General features: G+C 51.6%; 14 protein-coding genes. 10 read left to right on the plus strand and 4 right to left on the minus strand.

The features are described 5' to 3' along the window. Nucleotides 1–117 precede the first annotated feature (117 nt). Nucleotides 118–4,050 (plus strand): InlB B-repeat-containing protein, encoded by a 3,933-nt coding sequence (locus tag U5L07_07930; protein MDZ7831667.1) that lies wholly within the window; start codon nt 118–120, stop codon nt 4,048–4,050. An 84-nt stretch (nt 4,051–4,134) separates the two neighbouring features. On the opposite strand, the gene U5L07_07935 is transcribed toward U5L07_07930, so the two are convergent. Together U5L07_07935 and U5L07_07940 are read right to left on the minus strand one after the other, a co-directional pair. Then, entirely contained in the window at nt 4,135–4,275 is a 141-nt protein-coding gene (locus tag U5L07_07935; GenBank protein MDZ7831668.1) for a hypothetical protein, read from the minus strand. Further along, entirely contained in the window at nt 4,275–4,520 is a 246-nt protein-coding gene (locus U5L07_07940) for a hypothetical protein (GenBank protein MDZ7831669.1), read from the minus strand. The genes U5L07_07935 and U5L07_07940 overlap by 1 nt, the downstream gene beginning before the upstream one ends. 1,075 nt (nt 4,521–5,595) lie before the next feature. Between U5L07_07940 and U5L07_07945 the strand changes: the two genes are divergently transcribed. The 9 genes from U5L07_07945 (at nt 5,596) to U5L07_07985 (ending at nt 17,439) form a co-directional block, all read left to right on the plus strand. Then, complete coding sequence (locus tag U5L07_07945) at nt 5,596–5,721, plus strand: hypothetical protein (GenBank protein MDZ7831670.1); 126 nt, start codon at nt 5,596–5,598, stop codon at nt 5,719–5,721. A gap of 16 nt (nt 5,722–5,737) precedes the next feature. After that, nucleotides 5,738–8,908, plus strand: coding sequence for a hypothetical protein (locus U5L07_07950; GenBank protein ID MDZ7831671.1), 3,171 nt, complete (start codon nt 5,738–5,740; stop codon nt 8,906–8,908). Nucleotides 8,909–9,093: 185 nt separating this feature from the next. Then, a complete protein-coding gene (locus U5L07_07955) occupies nt 9,094–9,861 on the plus strand; it encodes a DUF3450 family protein (protein ID MDZ7831672.1) in 768 nt (255 codons plus the stop codon). Then, nucleotides 9,858–11,189 carry a MotA/TolQ/ExbB proton channel family protein gene (locus U5L07_07960; GenBank protein MDZ7831673.1) on the plus strand — a complete coding sequence of 444 codons (1,332 nt, stop codon included), beginning with the start codon at nt 9,858–9,860 and terminating at the stop codon, nt 11,187–11,189. The genes U5L07_07955 and U5L07_07960 overlap by 4 nt, the downstream gene beginning before the upstream one ends. Then, a complete protein-coding gene (locus tag U5L07_07965; GenBank protein ID MDZ7831674.1) occupies nt 11,186–11,812 on the plus strand; it encodes a MotA/TolQ/ExbB proton channel family protein in 627 nt (208 codons plus the stop codon). Before U5L07_07960 ends, U5L07_07965 begins: the two co-directional genes overlap by 4 nt. After that, the gene (locus U5L07_07970; GenBank protein ID MDZ7831675.1) at nt 11,802–12,209 is read left to right on the plus strand and encodes a biopolymer transporter ExbD; all 408 of its coding nucleotides are present in this window, start codon (nt 11,802–11,804) and stop codon (nt 12,207–12,209) included. Before U5L07_07965 ends, U5L07_07970 begins: the two co-directional genes overlap by 11 nt. Continuing rightward, nucleotides 12,209–12,862: an energy transducer TonB gene (locus U5L07_07975; GenBank protein MDZ7831676.1), complete on the plus strand. Its 654-nt coding sequence runs from the start codon at nt 12,209–12,211 to the stop codon at nt 12,860–12,862. Before U5L07_07970 ends, U5L07_07975 begins: the two co-directional genes overlap by 1 nt. A gap of 110 nt (nt 12,863–12,972) precedes the next feature. Further along, complete coding sequence (locus tag U5L07_07980; GenBank protein MDZ7831677.1) at nt 12,973–14,250, plus strand: hypothetical protein; 1,278 nt, start codon at nt 12,973–12,975, stop codon at nt 14,248–14,250. Continuing rightward, nucleotides 14,251–17,439, plus strand: coding sequence for a carboxypeptidase-like regulatory domain-containing protein (locus U5L07_07985; protein ID MDZ7831678.1), 3,189 nt, complete (start codon nt 14,251–14,253; stop codon nt 17,437–17,439). Nucleotides 17,440–17,454: 15 nt separating this feature from the next. Here U5L07_07985 and phoU read toward each other — a convergent pair whose 3' ends face one another. Both phoU and pstB read right to left on the minus strand, forming a co-directional pair. Further along, on the minus strand, nt 17,455–18,144 hold the full coding sequence (gene phoU, locus U5L07_07990) for a phosphate signaling complex protein PhoU (protein ID MDZ7831679.1): 690 nt from the start codon (nt 18,142–18,144) through the stop codon (nt 17,455–17,457). A 31-nt stretch (nt 18,145–18,175) separates the two neighbouring features. After that, nucleotides 18,176–18,937, minus strand: coding sequence for a phosphate ABC transporter ATP-binding protein PstB (gene pstB / locus U5L07_07995; protein ID MDZ7831680.1), 762 nt, complete (start codon nt 18,935–18,937; stop codon nt 18,176–18,178). Nucleotides 18,938–18,946 lie beyond the last annotated feature (9 nt).

Consider the following 18,946-nt stretch of genomic DNA (forward strand, 5'->3'; position numbering starts at 1 on the left):
TCTGGTCAGTGAACCGAAAGATCACATTAGGTGGATGACATGAGACATTCTTCAATCCGTTCTGCATTGGTGGGAGCATGCTGTTTTGTTGTTCTTTTTGTTTTTTCGAAGGCTGTCATGGGAGAGGCTCCCATCGAGTGCCTTGGTTGTTCCCTCCCCGCGGAACAGGCAGAAATACAGCAGTTCAAGACAGACGGTCATGTCCTGGGTTTCGGCTCCGACAGGGTCTACATGGTTGGACTCGGCTACGCCCTGATAGAGGAGTTTGTAGGTGCCTCCGGAGTGAGGCCCGTTGCAGGTAACTCTAAAAAGCCGCAGCCGTTGCGTGATTCCGACGCAAAGGATATGGGGGCTCCGGCCTTCCAGGGTGTTACGTATCCGGAGCTCTGGGAAGGGATCACCCTGCGGTATGACCGGGCCGCAGGTGGCCTTGCGGAAAGTGTGTACGTGGTCCAGCCGGGAGCGGATGCTGGAAATATCAGGATCCGGTACAATGCTGACTTTGAGATTGAGAAGGACGGCGGGCTTCGATTTCAGCATCCGACCCAAAAAGGCTATTTCAGGCTGACCAGGCCCATAGCCTGGCAGGAGGTTGAGGGCAGGCGAGTGCCTGTGGAGGTTGCCTTTAAAGATCATGGAGACCGCACCCTCGGATTCACCCTGAGAAATTGGAATTCGGACTATGCCCTGATCATTGATCCGGTTTACCAGTGGCACACCTTCTACGGATCAGCAAGCAATGATGAGGGTTATGGTATAGCCGTCACGGCGGATGCAGTGTACATAACAGGCATCAGCGCCGCTACTTGGAACGGGGAGGAGGGACAAACTCCGAAGCATCCCCATAGCGGCGGCTTTACAGACATTGTAATCGTGAAGCTCAACCTTGCTGGTGCCTACCAGTGGCACACCTTCTACGGGGCTGCATCGAGTAGTCACAATGGCCGTGGCATAGCCGCCACAGGAGATGCGGTGTATGTGACCGGCATGAGCCAGGCCACCTGGAACGGGGACGATGAGCAAGCTCCGAAGCATCCCCATAGCGGCGAATATTTTGACATCGTTGTCCTAAAGCTAAATAGCGCCGGCGCCTACCAGTGGCACACCTTTTACGGAGCTTCAGACCATGGCTATGACATAAAAGTCTCGGGAGATGCGGTGTATGTGGCTGGCTACAGCGGTTTAACATGGAATGGAGACGGCGCGACAGCTCCGAAACATGCCCATAGCGGCGGGTATTATGACATTGTGGTCTTGAAGTTAACCAGCGATGGGGCATACCAGTGGCACACCTTCTATGGCTCTGACGACCGTGACTATGGCTATGGCATCGCAATCACGGGGGATGCGGTGTATGTGACGGGCTCTAGCACACAATCCTGGGACGGGGACGGGTCAACAGTTCCGAAGCATGCCCATAGCGGGAGCAGCGACATCATAGTCCTGAAGCTAACCAGCGATGGCGTCTACCAATGGCACACCTTCTATGGGTCCGCAAGCGGTGACAATGGCAACAGCATCGCAGTCACAGGGGATGCGGTATATGTGACGGGCCTTAGCGTGGCCACCTGGGACGGCGACGGTTCAACAGTTCCGAAGCATGCCCATAGCGGGGGCAGCGACATCATGGTCCTGAAGCTAACCAGCGATGGCGTCTACCAGTGGCACACCTTCTATGGGTCTGCAAACGATGACTATGGCTATGGCATCGCAGTTACGGAAGATACAGTTTATATGACAGGCTTTAGCAAAGCTGCCTGGGACGGGGACGGGCCAACAGGTCCAATCCATGGCTACACCGGTTCGTATGACATCGCAGTCCTGAAGCTTGACACCGCTGGCGCTTACCAGTCCCATACCTTTTACGGATCTGCAGACAGTGACTGGGGCCATAGCATAGCAGCCACAGGGGATGGGGTATTTGTGGCGGGCAAAAGCGGTAGTACGTGGAATGGGGATGAGGATGAAGAACCGATTCATTCCCATAGCGGGAGTTATGACATTGCGGTCATGAAATTATCCAATTTGCCATATTATATGGCCAAGAACAACGGCAACTGGAGCACCTTTGGGACCGTCTGGTTCACCAGCGCCACCGGCGGCACAAACCCTGCCGACTACACCACCCCGGCCGCTGCACCCCCCAATGCGGCCAACAGTTCAGGAATCATCGTCAATGCCGATGTGATCGTGGATGAGCCGGTGACCATCGACCAGACCACGGTCAACGTTGATAATACGCTGACCGTGAGTGACGCAGTGACCCTGATCGTAAATGATGGAGCGGAAACAGACCTGGATGTAAACGGAACTCTCACCATTGCCGGCGGAGGGTCTGTTGACTGCCAGGGGAGCTTTGACGCCACGGGCGGAGCTATAGCCTTTACAGGTCCTGGAGAGCTGTACCTGAGCGGCGATGTGGTCAGTCTGGGGGCACTGACTGCGGGCGAGGGGACCGTTGGTTTTGCCGGCGCAACCGCCCAGATCATCACCGGGGCCAATACGTTCTACAACCTGGTTATCGACAAGGACAACCCAACCGACACGGTTAACGCCACGGGGAGCACCCTGGTCGTGGCCAATGCCCTGTCGGTCACCCAGGGCGTCTTCACCAGCGCCTCAACATTCAAGGACGTGGTGATCTCTGCGCCCGGGACCCTCAATCTGTCCGGCGATATCACGGTGAGCGGAGACTGGATGGTCTCGTTGTCCGGAACATTTAATCACAACAACCACACGGTCGTCCTGAATGGAGCTGACCAGTATCTGTCCGGGACCACCACCTTTTACAATCTGACCAAGGAGATTGACACTGCCGCCACCCTGGAGTTCGAATCGGAAAGCACCACCACCATAACTAACGCCCTGACCCTCAATGGCGCGGACGGACAGTTGCTCTTCCTGCGCAGCGATGGTCCTGGAACTCAATGGGACATCGATGCCCAAGGCGGAAGGGATATAGCTTATGTAGACGTCCAGGATTCGAATAACACCAACGGCACGGTCATCAATGCTCAGGGGACAAACAGTGTAGATTCAGGCAACAATTTAAACTGGCTTTTCGATCCCACGGTGGCCTACGACGGCAACGGCAATACCGGGGGCGCGCCCCCTGTGGATCCGAACAATCCTTATGCGCCGGGCGCTATTGTCACCGTGCTCGGAAACACTGGCGACCTGGTCAAGACCGGCTACACCTTTATCGACTGGAACACTCTGGCAGGAGGCGGCGGCTCAGTCTATAATCCGGGCGATACCTTTGCCATGCCCACGACCGACGTGACCCTCTACGCCCAGTGGGCCCTCAACACCTATGCGGTGACCTACAACGGCAATGGCGCCACCAGCGGAACGGCCCCGGCCGATCAAATCAAGACCCACGGAGTGGACCTGACCCTGGCTGAGAACACCGGCAACCTGGCCCGGACTGGCTACACCTTTGCCGGCTGGAACACCCAGGCCGACGGGTTGGGCACGGACTATGCGGAAGGCGCTCTATACACGGTAAACGAGGCGGTGACCCTCTATGCCAAGTGGATCAGCAACCACACCATAACCGTATCCGCCGCCCCCACGGACGGGGGCACGGTCACCGGAAGCGGCACCTATGTTGATGGTTCAACCGTTACAGTGAATGCATCAGCCGAGTCCGGATATGTCTTCGTCCATTGGACCGAGGGGAATACCGTTGTCTCCTGCAGCCAGCAGTATATGTTCACGGTCACGGGCAACCGCACTCTGCAGGCAAATTTCAGCCAGATGCAAAACAGTTACGACATTACAGGGTCTGCCAGACCATCAAACTACGGAACGGTCACAGGTTCTGGATCCTACAATCACGGGGCGGCCGTGACCATGACCGCCTTGCCGAACCAGGGCTTTGTCATGACCAATTGGATCGAGACCTGGCCTGGGCTGGCGGGATATTGCGTGGTTTCAACCGATGAGCAGTATTCCTTTTCGGCAACCAGAAACCGTAACCTTACGGCCGATTTCCGTCCCAAGGCCCTGCCCGGAGTGCTCATGCTGTTGCTTCTGGATGATGAGTAAGGTGGATATGTCTGGATATGGGGTCACCCATTAAAAGGCCGGGGTCACCTTTAATCTTGATAATGTGTCGGCCATATCCTCAAACTACTGGTTTAAAGCGGCATCCGATTCCATTCTGAGGCGTAACCGCTTTCGGGCGACGCTCACGGCGCTGTAGTCAATTCCAACGGCAAGCCTTACCACCTCAGCCTGGGTAATATCGCAAAACCGGTATAAAAGCTCCATTAAAATGGCGCGATCCTTGGCGTTTTTACCCCGCCGGCAAATTTCATCTTCGTCTTTTCCGAGAATTTGAGAAACTTTTTGATCAGATCTTCCGGCATCCAATAATTTCTGGCAACTTTTAACTGGGGTGGCTCCCTGTGAGATTTTCCGGAATCCTTTTCCAGATAGGTTTGCCGGATATGTTCCACAAAATCCGAATCGCCGATGATTCCCATTTTGTTTACCAGAGCCGAAATTCCTTCCATGTTGTCTCCTTAAACGCAAAATAAAAGTTATTGGTAGAGTTCGGTTAGTTTCAGCGAGCAATTACGTTCCGGTTTTATTAATCTGTCATCTCTCCGTGACCTTTCCGTTTAGAAATCGTCAGCTACTTATCATTTCAATGCAATCAAACCGTCACAATTATCCTTCCTGCTTTATAAAATTTCCGGTGAGCAGATTTCCGAGCTGGGCACCTTCGGCCGGGCGGATATCTACCAGCAGCCGGTGTCCCGTCTGGATTTCGTGTATCGCCAGGAGGTTGGCAAAAACTGGAGCAAAGAGATTGAATCTCAGGCGCAATGCCGCAGGTTTGATCAGATTGATAATTTTGGCGGTATTTTAGGGGGGAGCTTTGACGATTCCATGACAATTGCATGATTAATTGTCAAAGATACAAAAACAATCCGGTGACAATGAACTCGAACGAATCATGGGTTTCAGGTGTCAGGTTTCAGGTGTCAGGAAATATTATGCGAGCGAGCTAAAATTTTTAAAAGCCTGAACACTGAACACTGAAACCTGAACCCTCGCTGATTCGTACTCGTGCTCGTACTCGTACTCGTCATCGACTTTTGATTTTTTCGAGTACGATTAAGTTACTTAGAAGAAGTATTCCCCCCGGGCCGTTTGCCCGGGACCGAGCCTAAAAATAACTTTAAAAGCACTGAGGCACGGTAAATTTGTTCTATCTATTTTTCAGGCGGGCACGGTGGCCCGCCCTACGAATGGGGAAAAACCCGATTCATCGTAGGGTCGGCCACCGTGCCGACCATAAATCATTGATTTCATTAACCTAATACATAATACCCAAAACCTAATACCCGTGAAGTTACTTAGAAGTATTCCCCCCGGCCCGGTGCTGCCAGTTTTGACCCCCTGTCTCATATCCTGAATTCTTTTGTCACCTCTTCGTAAAGAAATCGTCGGTTATTTATTATTTTGTTGTAATCAAACCGTCACAATTTTTCTTCATATAATGAAACTTTCTAAGAAGCGATTGTATCGGATTGATTACATTAACTGGATGTCTAAACGGATTTTAAAACGGAAGTTCGAAAAATGAAGATCAAGCGTAAATTTGTTCAATTAACCATCATGGCGCTCCCTGTCGTTATGCTATCTGGCTGCAATGGCGGATCGAGCGGCAATGGTTCGGATGAAGCCAACAACAACGAAGGATTTTAAAATGGAGGTTCAAGGTATGAAGATCAAGCGTAAATTTATTCAATTCACAATCATGGCACTCACTGTCATTATGCTATTTGGCTGTAATGGCGGATCGAGCAGCAGTGGTTCGGATGACGACAACAACGGGGGAACGGAGCCGGTGGATTCGGTCCTGTCAGGCGATATCACCAGTGACATGACCCTGACGGCGGACACGTTGTGGGAGCTTTCCGGCCTGGTCGTTGTTAAAGACGGGGCAACCCTGACCATCGAGCCGGGCACCACCATTATCGGCCAGAGCGGTACCGGCACAAACACCAGCTACATGATCATCGACAAGGGGGCCCGGATCATTGCGGACGGCACGGCCGCCAACCCCATTGTCTTTACATCAAAAATCGCCCATGACGGCGGCGCAGAGGCGCCCGGCCAGTGGGGCGGTTTGACGATTATCGGTAATGCGGCTGATGTCGGTGTTTCAGCCGGCGAGGCACAGGTTCAACCCTATGAAGTCAACACCGAGTTTGTGCCCGGCAGCACGGATGCCGCGGATAATTCCGGTGTGCTGCGCTATGTCGAGATCCTGAACTCCGGTATCACCATGGAGCAGGACAAGGAGATCAACGGGCTCTCCTTGGTGGGTGTGGGCAGCGGCACCACAGTCGACCATGTCACCGTAAAACGCAGTGATGACGACGGCATCGAAATCTGGGGCGGTACGGTCAATCTGAGCAACTGCACGGTAGAGTACACGACGGATGACCAGTTTGACATTGACGACGGCTACTCCGGAACGGTCACCAACCTGACCATCAATCAGGTGACAGACGGCAATGCCGGCATTGAAATGTCGGGTACCACGGCCGCCACCTTCAAAGGGTTAAAGCTCACCCAGAACTTTTCAGACAAGGAAGGGGCCATCTTCTTTAAGAAGGACGGGATCGGCGGTCATTTTGAGAATTGTCAGATTATCGACAACGTGGATGACGGCCAAACCATCGTATCCCAGGGAGCCGCGGATGAGTTCAACATCTCCTTTGAAAATGTGACCATCACCAGTCCGGATGCCGCCACCAACTTTGCCGATCTGGAGGGCGGCACCGGCAGCGCCGACATAATTGAAGCCCGTTTTGATGCCGGAGTCGGCAATGAGGAGATCAGCAATAAAACCGAACCGTCTGACCTTGAGATCCTGGCGGGCGACATCATTGATGACATGACCCTGACGGCGGACACGGTGTGGCAGCTCTCCGGTCTGGTCGTGGTGACAAACGGCGCAACCCTGACCATCGAGCCGGGCACCACCATTATCGGCGAGAGCGGCACCGGGGTTAACACCAGCTACATGATCATCGACAAGGATGGGCAGATCATGGCCGACGGCACGGCCGCCAACCCCATTGTCTTTACATCAAAAATCGCCCATGACGGCGGCGCAGAGGCGCCCGGCCAGTGGGGCGGTTTGACGATTATCGGTAATGCGGCTGATGTCGGTGTTTCAGCCGGCGAGGCACAGGTTCAACCCTATGAAGTCAACACCGAGTTTGTGCCCGGCAGCACGGATGCCGCGGATAATTCCGGTGTGCTGCGCTATGTCGAGATCCTGAACTCCGGTATCACCATGGAGCAGGACAAGGAGATCAACGGGCTCTCCTTGGTGGGTGTGGGCAGCGGCACCACAGTCGACCATGTCACCGTAAAACGCAGTGATGACGACGGCATCGAAATCTGGGGCGGTACGGTCAATCTGAGCAACTGCACGGTAGAGTACACGACGGATGACCAGTTTGACATTGACGACGGCTACTCCGGAACGGTCACCAACCTGACCATCAATCAGGTGACAGACGGCAATGCCGGCATTGAAATGTCGGGTACCACGGCCGCCACCTTCAAAGGGTTAAAGCTCACCCAGAACTTTTCAGACAAGGAAGGGGCCATCTTCTTTAAGAAGGACGGGATCGGCGGTCATTTTGAGAATTGTCAGATTATCGACAACGTGGATGACGGCCAAACCATCGTATCCCAGGGAGCCGCGGATGAGTTCAACATCTCCTTTGAAAATGTGACCATCACCAGTCCGGATGCCGCCACCAACTTTGCCGATCTGGAGGGCGGCACCGGCAGCGCCGACATAATTGAAGCCCGTTTTGATGCCGGAGTCGGCAATGAGGAGATCAGCAATAAAACCGAACCGCTTGATATCGAGATCCTGGCGGGCGACATCATTGATGACACGACCCTGACGGCGGACACGGTGTGGCAGCTCTCCGGTCTGGTCGTGGTGACAAACGGCGCAACCCTGACCATCGAGCCGGGCACCACCATTATCGGCGAGAGCGGCACCGGGGTTAACACCAGCTACATGATCATCGACAAGGATGGGCAGATCATGGCCGACGGCACGGCCGCCAACCCCATCGTTTTTACGTCAAAGACGGCCTATGACGGCGGCGCGGAAGCTCCGGGCCAGTGGGGCGGGCTGACGATAATCGGTAACGCCGCTGATGTGGGGGTGGCGCCCGGTGATGAGCAGGTTGAGCCCTATGAGGTCAACACGCTCTTTGTGCCCGGAAACACCGATGCCGCGGACAACTCCGGTATCCTGCGCCATGTTCATATCGTAAACTCCGGCATCACCATGGAACAGGACAAGGAGATCAACGGCCTTTCCTGTGTGGGTGTTGGCAGCGGCACGGTTATTGATCATGTCAGCGTAATACGCAGCGACGATGACGGCATCGAGCTCTGGGGCGGCACCGTGGATGTGAGCAACGCCTACATCGAGTACACCACGGACGACTATTTTGACATTGACGACGGCTACTCCGGAACGGTTACCAACCTGACAATTAACCAGCACACGGACGGCAATGCCGGCATTGAAATGTCCGGCTCCACGGCCGCTACCTTTGAAGGTTTAGAGCTCACCCAGAACTTTTCAGACAAGGAAGGGGCCATCTTCTTTAAGAAGGACGGGATCGGCGGCCATTTTATCGATTGTGAGATTATCGATAATGTGGATGACGGTGTGACCATCTATTCCCAGGGAGATGCGGATGAGGCCAACATCTCTTTTGAAAATGTGACCATCACCAGCCCGGATATCGCCGCCAACTTCGCGGATGCAGACAGCGGCGGCAGTGCGGCGGATATTGAAGCGGCTTTTGATGACGGCGTGGGAAATAGCGAAAATCTCAATTAATTTGGCTTTTTATGAAATACCCGCGGGCAATGACCCGCGGGTAAGATTTTCCCGATACGCGTGGGGCGAAAGATGTGTGCAAAGTATCAGTTGCCAGCGGCTGTTTGCACTGACAACTGATACTTTTTTGACTAAAATCAACGATAATTAAGTGATGACAGCTATTTGAGGTATCGATTGTGAGAATGCATATCAAAATTTTTACCGCTTTTGTGTGCTTAACGGCCTTGCTCTCCCCCGCTTTGGGGCTGGCCGATGATGCGGAAATGGTTAAATCCATCATGGCATTGCGGGCTGATGTGGAAGCGCTTTATACAAAGATAGACGGGAATAAGCAAGATTATAAGGCGCAGATGAGATCGCTTTCCCTGCAGATTTCAGACACTGAAGCACAGATTAACCGGCTTGAAACATCAATTAAACTAAAAGCGCAGGAACTTCAGAAGATTCAGGACAAAATCGCGAACAAGTCAACAGATAATGTTGAGTTGAAGCCGGTGTTAAATGACGCGTTTGCCATGCTGGAAAAAAACATCAGGGAAGGACTTCCCTTTAAGGTGCCGGAAAGGCTGGCTGCGCTAAAAAAGATCAAAACAGACCTTAAGACGGGAACCATAACGGATGAGAGGGCACTGGCGCTGCTCTGGTCAAACTATGCGGATAATATCCGGCTGACCAGTGAAATCGGGCTGTTTAAGCAGAAAATAGAAATCGACGGGGAAAACGTGTTGGCGCAGGTCGCCAAAGTGGGTACCGTCATGCTTTTCTTCTCCACCCCGGATAACCGCGTTGGATATGTGACCGAAGACGGCGCCGGATACACCTATAAAACCGTCAATAACGAAAAGAAAAAAGAATCGATTGCGGCGCTTTTTGATGCCCTCAATAAGCAGATACGAACGGGATACTTCACGATTCCGAATGCGCTCGTTTTGACAGGAGGTGCCCGATGAGATCGCTTATCACCCCTTTCATCATTTCGCTCATGATCTTTTCCATAACGGGTCCAGCCGCTGCAGAGGCGCTTTCGGATCCCTACATGAAGGAGTATACGTTCCTGAAAGCCCAGAAAGAGGAACTTGCCCAGAGACTGGAAAAAGAAAAGGCCCAACAGGCAGAAGAGATCGCTAAGGCCAGGAGGGAAGTTCAGAGCCTTCAGGACCGTCAGGTGGCGTTATCAAATCAGCTGCAGCAAAAAGAGCTTGCGATAGAAAAAGCGCAGCAAAAGCTCCAGGACACCACCAGCAACAAGGAAATTATCAACAGCGTTATTGTCCAGGCAAAGGCGGGGCTCGAGAAGTACGGCATCGAGGTTGATGATACCGCCGAATCCAAAGTAGACACCATGAACCGGGCGTTTCTGGACTCAGCAAACCTCTATCAGAATCTTTCCTCAATTCACGCGGAAAACGGCCGGTTTTATCTTCTCGACGGCACGTCCACAAGCGGTGAAATTGTCAAGATCGGCAACATTGCCGCTTATGGTATATCCGCAAAGCAGAGCGGCGCCCTGGCGCCGGCCGGAAACGGCGAATACAAACTATGGAACCAGCCCGGAAGCAGCGATGATGCCAAGGCGTTGTATGGCCGGGAAATGCCGGAAATGCTGGATATCTTTGTGTATGAAAATATGGACCAGGATGTTGCGTATCAAGAAGAAAAAACGGTAGCAGACACCATGGAAAGCGGCGGGGTCATCGGCTACATTATCCTGGGACTCGGGATATCCGGCCTGTTGCTGATCCTTGCCCGGGTGCTTTTCCTGCTGAGGGCCGGAAGCCGGGTGAAGCGGATTACCCGGATTGTCTACAAGGAGATCGAAAACGGCAAAGGGGCGCATGCCTATGACGCCGTAAAGGATTTCAAAGGCTCCACCGCGCGGGTGATCCGGGCGACGCTCAGAAACATCACCGCCGACAGAGAACATATAGAGGATATCATTACTGAAAGTATCTTGAATGAAAATAGGGCGCTTGACCGGTTTTCGAATTTTATTCTGGTTATCGCCGCCGTGGCCCCGCTTCTGGGTCTGTTAGGGACGGTGACGGGGATGATCAACACCTTTGATATCATCACCGTTTACGGCACGGGTGATCCCAAACTGTTGAGCGGCGGCATCTCCGAGGCCCTGGTCACCACCATGCTCGGGCTGATGGTCGCCATCCCCCTGCTGCTCCTGGGCAACCTTTCCAATGGTTGGGCTGAAAACATCAAAGACTCGATGGAGCAAAGCGCCCTTCATGTCGTCAACCTATATGAAAAGTATTCAACTGCATCATGATTGAAAGCATAACGACAAACCTGGAAATGTTTGCCGCCATCATGAACAATGGCGGCCTGGCCATGTGGGTACTCTTTTTTTTAAACCTGATGCTCTGGTATGGCCTTGGATACCGTCGATTGACCCTGCGCAGAAGGTCCCTGGATAGCGTCCGGCGAATGGTCAGCAAGCATATGAAAGACCGCGATAAAATCAAATGCCGGAGTATCATGGATTTTGCCATTGCGGAGGCCATTCAGGCCGCTTCCGAGGCCCGGGCCGTGGGTGAAAGGCCGCGGAAATTTATTCAGGACGCCTTGTGGCCCTATTTTAGGAGCATCAAAAGATATTCGGTCCTGGTTAAAACGATCGTCGTTTTAGCGCCCCTTATCGGCCTGCTGGGCACGGTGATCGGCATGATCGAGACATTTGACGCCCTTCAAACCAACGCCATGTTTTCCCAGGGTGTTAGTATCTCCGGGGGCATTTCCAAAGCCTTGTTCACGACCGAGCTGGGCCTGATCGTCGCCGTCCCGGGGATGATTATCGGGAGATCGCTGGATAAGCAGCAGCAGCAGCTGGCCCTGGCGTTTGAGCAGATTAAAGATATTATTAGCGCAAAGGAATCAATAGATGAGGCTTAAGAGAAAAGATCAGACCGTCGACCATATTGATATTTCACCGCTCATCGACATGGTTTTTATCCTTCTGATTTTTTTCATGGTCACCACGACATTTGTTAAGGATATGAAACTGGACCTGAACCGGCCGAGTGCGGCGTCATCATCAATTGTGAATGACGAAGTGATCCGGGTCCATATAGACAAAGACCGCCAGGTCTACATCGATAACCAGCCGATCAAGATATGGGCCATACAGAGCAAATTACGGGACCTTCTCAGAAGTTCCACGAATAAGGCTGTTCTTGTGGTAACCGACTCGGCGATACCCGTTGAATCAGTTATCGACGTGATCGATGAGTGTAAAATGAGCGGCGCCAATGATGTTGCCGTATCCACGACCAAGGAGCTGGGGGGATAATGCTGACCACCGGTATTTACAGTTCTAAGTCCCGTATTATCGGTGCGTTTCTTTACATGCTGTTGGGCGGCATGTTGATGGTTCTGCTAATCGTCGCCCTTAATAAGTCGGTGGATAAAGAAGAGGATGCTTTAAAAAAGCAGACACGCATCGTTAAGGTGAATAAGACCGAGAAAAAGGTTGTTAAAAAGGAAAAACCAAAAACAAAAAAGAATGTACGACGCACAAAAGCCACATCCAAAGCCCCGCCTCCGGATTTGAGCGCCATGATCGGCGGGATCGAAATGAATATCCCCGAGTTCGAAACCGCCGCCGTCATGGAAGGTGACTCAAGGGAACTGCTTGATGATATCGCCGAAGATACCGTTATGAGTGAGGGCACTGTTGACAGCAAACCCCGGGTGACGCACCGGGCAGACATTGCGTATCCGGCCGATGCCGCAGAAGAAGGTATCGAGGGGTATGTGGTTGTCCATCTTCTGATTACAAAGGATGGGCGTGTACAGCTTGCCAAGGTGCTGGAAGCGGAACCCCGGGGTGTTTTTGAAAAAAACGTATTAGACGGTGTAAGGGATTGGCGATTTATGCCGGCCAGATATAAGGGGGAACCGGTGCAGGTATGGGTGAAGCAGAAAATCCGTTTTAATGCGTGATTCCCTCCTTTATTCCCCATGACGCGGAACTCGATAGCGATAGCGAAGCCATGGCGAGAGGTTCGGGGCAAACCGTTTTTACGACTTTATCAAGAATAGAGAGTTGATCAATGAAAAAAATCATATCAATAAGCATGCTGTTCATCGCATTCATGGTTGTTGCCGGGCATGCTCAGGATGCCGAAGAAGCTGTAGAAATTGATCATCTGGCGCTGGCCAGCCTCATGGTATATGACGGCCGGCTGGAGAAGGCGGAGGCTGAACTCGCCAAGGTGGATAAGGCCGGCGAAACATTTGACGCGGCTAAGTATTACACCATACGCGGGGTGCTGGCCGCCAAAAAGGAAAACTATGAAAAAGCTATTGAAAATTACCTGATGGCCCTTGATGCCACAAAAGCCAAAACCTTTGAAGCACCCAAGGTGGAGAAAAAGAAAAAATACCTTTTTTCTCTGGGAAAAGGCAGGGAGGTGAAAGATGAACCGGCACCTGAGTTTGACGCTGAAAAAGTAAAAAAGGAGAAGCTGGAGAAACTTCACATGCAGCTTTCCCAGGCATATTATCAGCTGGCGGATTATGCCCATACCGTCAAACATCTTGATCTGGCGGGAGATCGCGGAAAAGAACGGCCTGCGCTTTTTGCCATTCGCGCCGAATGTTACTGGAAGACTGAAAAGACGGATGATGCCATAGGAGCGCTGAACCGGGGTCTGGACCTTTTTGCCGAAGAAGCCATGCTTCTGAAGCAGAAATACCATTATTTCGCAGAACTTGGGCTTTATCAGGCCGCAATTGAAAATGCCAAAAAATATATGACGGTAATCGACGCCGATGCCAATGAGTATATCCTTCTGGCGCAGCTCCTGATCGAGGCGGATCAGTCGGATGAGGCCGCTAAAATTCTTGAACTGGCCAGGGGAAAATTTCCGCAAAAGGCAAAGATCAAGATGTTGCTCGGTCATATTTATATGGAAAAAGATATGAATTTCACCGCGGCCCGCCTATTCAAGGAGGCGGCCTATACGGATAAAAAATACCTCAAGGATGCGGTGGAAATACACAGAAGGGTAAAAAATTTTTCCCATGCCATCTATTTGAACACCCAAATGAGTGACAAGGTCGAGAAGCTGAAACAGAGAGTGGCGATTTATCTGGACCGCGGCGAGTTCGAAAAGGTGATCGGCTTAAAGGACGGCCTGAAGCGGTATAACCTCCTGGAGGATGACAATCTGCGCTATGCGCTCGCCTATTGCTACTATATGGCCAAAGATTATCCAAAAGCCGAAATGCATGTGCAAAAAATACAAGATAATGACATTTTTGCCAAAGGGACCGTGATACTTAAAAATATTGAAAAGTGCCGGGAAAACAGTACGGAGTGCTTCTAAATGAAACGAATATGCAGGCGTTGTTGGTGGGTATTGATCGTTTTGATGCTTACGCCGTCCGTTCTATCCGCAAGCGAAGGAACGGGCAGCTTAAGCGTATTTGCGTTTTCAGAGGGCAGGCCTTTGGCAAATATTGAAATCGTTATTGACGGGAAATCCGCTTACCGGACCGATTCAGATGGTTCCCGGAAAATTATCCTGACCGTCGGCCGCCATCAGGTTCAGGTGGTGGGAAAAAGTGAAGACGGGCAAAACTTAGGCTATGTCAAATCCCCCGTTGAAATCAAGAATGGCAGGGACACCCTGTTTGCGGCAAGGTTTGTATCTGATGATGACGATCTCATCATGATCGACACCCCCCTTGAAGGCCGGGAGACGGTAAAAAAAAAGACCTTTAAAAAAGGAAAGGCCTATCTGCACGGGACGATCCTCTCCAGCGAGACAAACCGGCCGATTCGAAATGCCCGGGTTTTTGTCAAGGGCACTTCGGTGGATGCCCGCACCAACGAAGACGGCTATTTTATGGTTGAGGTACCGGCCCATATCCCCATAACCATTTCCCTGGTGCATTCGGAATACGCCTCCCATACGCTGACTGATATTTATTTGCTGAAAAATGAACATGTGTCAAAGGAGTTTAAGCTCGCCCCCGCCAGTATGGAGCTGGAGGAGTATGTCGTCCTGGCCCCGGAAGTGAAGGGAAGTATCGCCAGTATCGTGGTCGAGGAGAAAGAGGCCCATTCCATTTCCAATATTTTGGGCGCCGAGGAGTTCGGTAAAAAAGGGGACAGCTCGGCGGCCAGCGCATTGAAGCGGGTCACCGGCGTCACCCTTATCGATGGCGAGGACGTGTATGTGCGGGGTCTGGGTGAGCGCTACGCCAACATTGAGATGAACTCCATGCCCTTGCCCTCCCCGAATCCCCTTCAAAGGGCTGTGCCCTTAGATATTTTTCCGGCCGGGGCCATCAGCTCCATGAAGGTTCAGAAAAGCGCCACGGCGGATATTCCCAGCAATTTCGGGGGCGGATATATCAACATCCGCACAAAGGAAAGTTCAAAAAAGACGGATGATTATTTAAAACTATCGGTTGAAGCCAAAGCCAATACCAACACCGGGGATGATTTTTATACCTATGAAGGCAGCGATACGGACGTCTTCGGTTTTGACGACGGCTACCGGGAAATTGATGCCGACATCCGGGAAAAGTCCAGGGTGAGCGTGGGGGAACGGGTTACCGGGTTTACAAGGGATAACTTCACCGACGAGGAGTTGTCGCAGTTCACGCAGGATTATGTAGATAGAGACTATAATGTGGAAAAAGAAGAGCAGCCTTTCGGCGGCGGATTCGGCATTGAGGGGGCCAAAGCGGCGGAGCTGGCGGATACGCATCATCTTACGTTTTTCGGTAAATATGGATATGAGACGGATTCTGAATCCAGAACCGAAACCTACAACCGATACGACATGGAAAAAAGTACCGGAAAACTGTATCAGGACCCCACCCAAACCGGAACGATAGACCGGTCCTTGACCGGGTATGAACACAACGCATTGTTAAATATCGGTTATAATCATGCCGATGTCTTTAAACTGAAATACACAAAACTTTTTACCCATAATGCCGAGGATGTCACCCGGGTGGTGGACGGCATCATGGGATCAAACGACGAGGACATGACCAAGTACTATCTGGACTGGGAAGAACGGACGTTAAATGTCGACCAGATCAACGGCGCCTTTGACTACGCGCTGTTCGGCAATGAAAGCAATTTCCGGTACGGTATTGAAAAAGCAACGGCCGAGCTCTACCAGCCCAACAACTTTCAATACACGTTCAGAAATGAGGGGGAGCCGTTTCTGGACAATAAAATATCCAACAGTATTGCCAAAAATCTCGAGTCAGACGACGACTTGACGGCGTTTTATGTAAAAAACAAGTTCAATTTTGACCTGCTGAGCGAAGCGGACTATATCGATATCGGCCTGTCCATGAGTTCAAAAGAGCGGGAATCCAGGCAAAACAAGTTTTTTCTCCAGAAGCAGGGCGCCGGGACCATCGTGGATGACAGTAAGTTTACGGGCACCATCGAGGAGATTTATGATGAATATGTCCGGGCGGATATCCCCTATGATGAGAGAAGTTTAGTGGTTAATCAACTGTTTTCTCCTGCGGACCACTATGATGCCGAGGTTGAGGAAACCAATTTCTACATCAATACCTTTTTTAAACCCGGGGAAAAAGTGGAAGTGCTTCTGGGCGCCCGGGCGGTTGATTTTTCCCAGACGATTTATCAGTTCGTCGAGGATCGCGACAATCCGGATATGTCTAAAAGACGGCTGATTACCCGGGTACCCGAAGAGCTGGCCGTCAATGAAATTTTCCCGAGTATCGGGGTTAAATATCTTTTCAACAAGGATAATATCGTCGATATCGCCGCCTCGAAAACCTACATTGCCCCGGATTTGCGGGAGTTCACCAGCGGTGAATATTTTCATCCCTATGAAGTGGCAACCATCCTGGGCAATCCCGGGCTGGTCAATACAGAGGTCTACAGTTTTGACCTGAAATACGGCCATTATTTTTCCGATACGCAGAATATCAAGTTCGGGCTGTTTTACAAGCACCTGGATAAGCCGATTGAAGATGTCATGATACCGTCTTCTTCCCTTCCCGTTTACGGATTTGATAATGCGGACAAGGCCGTCCTGTATGGCCTTGAGATAGACGGCCGCAAGAGTTTTTCATTTATCAGCGAATCATTGAAAAATTATTACATCTCCGGAAACGTCTCATTTACGGAATCCGAGGTCACCCTTACCGGGGAACAGGAAACCATATACAGCACGAATGACCGGGAATTGCAGGGATTGTCCCCCGTTGTCGTGAATGTCACACTGGGCTATGATACCAAAAGAAGAAGTGTGACCCTTTCCTATAACAAGATGGGAGAGCGGATACGGAAAGTCGGCATGATTGATGACGGGGATTTCTATCCGGATCACTATGAAGATCCGGCCGCCACGCTGGACTTTGTCTGGATTGAGGCGTTCAGAAACGGGATCGAGGTAAAAGGGGAAATCGGCAATATTTTACAGGAAGAAACCATTTGGACCCAAGGGGCCAGAGTCACCCAGAAATATGAGGAACCCATGACGTTCAGTCTGGGTTTATCTTACAAGTGGTAAGCTCTCTTTATATTTTTATTCTTTCCCGCCCATATACTGATGCTTGATGTTAATGCCTTCGGTGATAAAAGCGACATGTTCGCCGATGTTGGTGGACAGATCGCAGACCCGTTCCAGGCAGCGGGAGATAATGATGGTCTGAATGGAGCGCCGGGTGTTTAAACGCCTGCGCTCGCTTTCCGGGGTGTTTTCCACCATGTATTCCACCAGGGTGTGCAGCACCTCCAGGGTGTATTCATCGGCCCGGTCATCCATTTTCCGGATTTCATAGGCGGATTGGGTATCCTCATTGACAAAACAGGATACGGCCTTTTTAAACATGGCCAGGCTCACATCGATTAGCTGGTCCATGGCCGGGATGGTCTCAAGCGGCGGATATTTGCAGAGGAATTGACTCCGCTCACTGACATTGACCGCCTGGTCGGCGATGCGTTCGAGCTCATTGCTGATTTTGGCGATTCCCATGATGGTCCGCAGATCCTTGGCCATGGGCTGCTCAAGGGCCACCAGCTTGAGTGTGTATTGATCCACCTGGACTTCGAGGGCATTGATCTCTTTGTCCCCGGCAATCACCGTCTGCGCCAGCTTGTCATCCCTTTCCAGGTAGGCGGTGGTGGCTTTCTCCAGGGCGCGCTGGGTCAGCGCGGCCATATTGAGAATGGTCATTTTGAGGTTTTCAAGCTCTTTCAGGAAATGGCGTTCCATATTATATCCTTATTATATCCTTCTGGCAATATCAGCCGAAGCGGCCGGTAATATAGTCTTCTGTCTGTTTCAGTTTGGGCCGGGTAAACATGGTTTCCGTTTCCCCGGTCTCAATGAGTTTGCCCATGTAAAAAAACGCCGTGATGTCCGAAACGCGGGCAGCCTGCTGCATGTTATGGGTGACAATGATGATGGTAAAATTCTTTTTCAGTTCATGGACCAGATCCTCAATTTTTTGGGTTGCAATCGGGTCCAGCGCGGAGGCGGGTTCATCCATTAAAATGACTTCAGGTCCCACCGAAAGCGCCCGGGCAATGCAGAGCCGCTGCTGCTGGCCGCCGGACAGGCCTAAGGCGGAGGCGTTCAGCCGGTCTTTGACCTCCTCCCATAGGGCGGCCTGTTTCAGGCTTTTCTCAACCCGTTCGGCAACGGTTTTTTTCTTCTTGATGCCGTTTACCCGCAGTCCGTAGGCCACATTGTCAAAAATGGTTTTGGGAAAGGGGTTGGGTTTTTGAAAGACCATGCCCACGCGACGGCGCAGATGCACCACATCAATATTCTGCCCGTAGATATTTTCGCCGTCAATATGGATTTCGCCTTCTACCGCCGTGCCGGGGATTAAATCGTTCATCCGGTTCAGGCACCTGAGGAACGTGCTTTTGCCGCACCCCGAAGGGCCGATCAGGGCAGATACCTGGTTTTTTTTGAATCCAACGGTAATATCTTCAAGCGCCTTGAAATCGCCGTAAAAGAAATTTAGCTGCGTGGTGACAATTTTATCCGGTTTTTCCATTTATGCTAT

The sequence above is a fragment of the Desulfobacterales bacterium genome, from assembly GCA_034520365.1.
In the GTDB taxonomy this organism is placed as follows: Bacteria; Desulfobacterota; Desulfobacteria; order Desulfobacterales; family Desulfosalsimonadaceae; genus M55B175.

Coding starts and splice junctions, on each gene's coding strand:
- U5L07_07955 (MDZ7831672.1), top strand. CDS start 9,094: ATGCATATCAAAATTTTTACCGCTTTTGTGTGCTTAACGGCCTTGCTC.
- U5L07_07945 (MDZ7831670.1), top strand. CDS start 5,596: ATGAAGATCAAGCGTAAATTTGTTCAATTAACCATCATGGCGCTCCCT.
- U5L07_07980 (MDZ7831677.1), top strand. CDS start 12,973: ATGAAAAAAATCATATCAATAAGCATGCTGTTCATCGCATTCATGGTT.
- U5L07_07985 (MDZ7831678.1), top strand. CDS start 14,251: ATGAAACGAATATGCAGGCGTTGTTGGTGGGTATTGATCGTTTTGATG.
- pstB (MDZ7831680.1), bottom strand. CDS start 18,937: ATGGAAAAACCGGATAAAATTGTCACCACGCAGCTAAATTTCTTTTAC.
- U5L07_07965 (MDZ7831674.1), top strand. CDS start 11,186: ATGATTGAAAGCATAACGACAAACCTGGAAATGTTTGCCGCCATCATG.
- U5L07_07935 (MDZ7831668.1), bottom strand. CDS start 4,275: ATGGAGCTTTTATACCGGTTTTGCGATATTACCCAGGCTGAGGTGGTA.
- U5L07_07960 (MDZ7831673.1), top strand. CDS start 9,858: ATGAGATCGCTTATCACCCCTTTCATCATTTCGCTCATGATCTTTTCC.
- U5L07_07930 (MDZ7831667.1), top strand. CDS start 118: ATGGGAGAGGCTCCCATCGAGTGCCTTGGTTGTTCCCTCCCCGCGGAA.
- U5L07_07975 (MDZ7831676.1), top strand. CDS start 12,209: ATGCTGACCACCGGTATTTACAGTTCTAAGTCCCGTATTATCGGTGCG.
- phoU (MDZ7831679.1), bottom strand. CDS start 18,144: ATGGAACGCCATTTCCTGAAAGAGCTTGAAAACCTCAAAATGACCATT.
- U5L07_07950 (MDZ7831671.1), top strand. CDS start 5,738: ATGAAGATCAAGCGTAAATTTATTCAATTCACAATCATGGCACTCACT.
- U5L07_07940 (MDZ7831669.1), bottom strand. CDS start 4,520: ATGGAAGGAATTTCGGCTCTGGTAAACAAAATGGGAATCATCGGCGAT.
- U5L07_07970 (MDZ7831675.1), top strand. CDS start 11,802: ATGAGGCTTAAGAGAAAAGATCAGACCGTCGACCATATTGATATTTCA.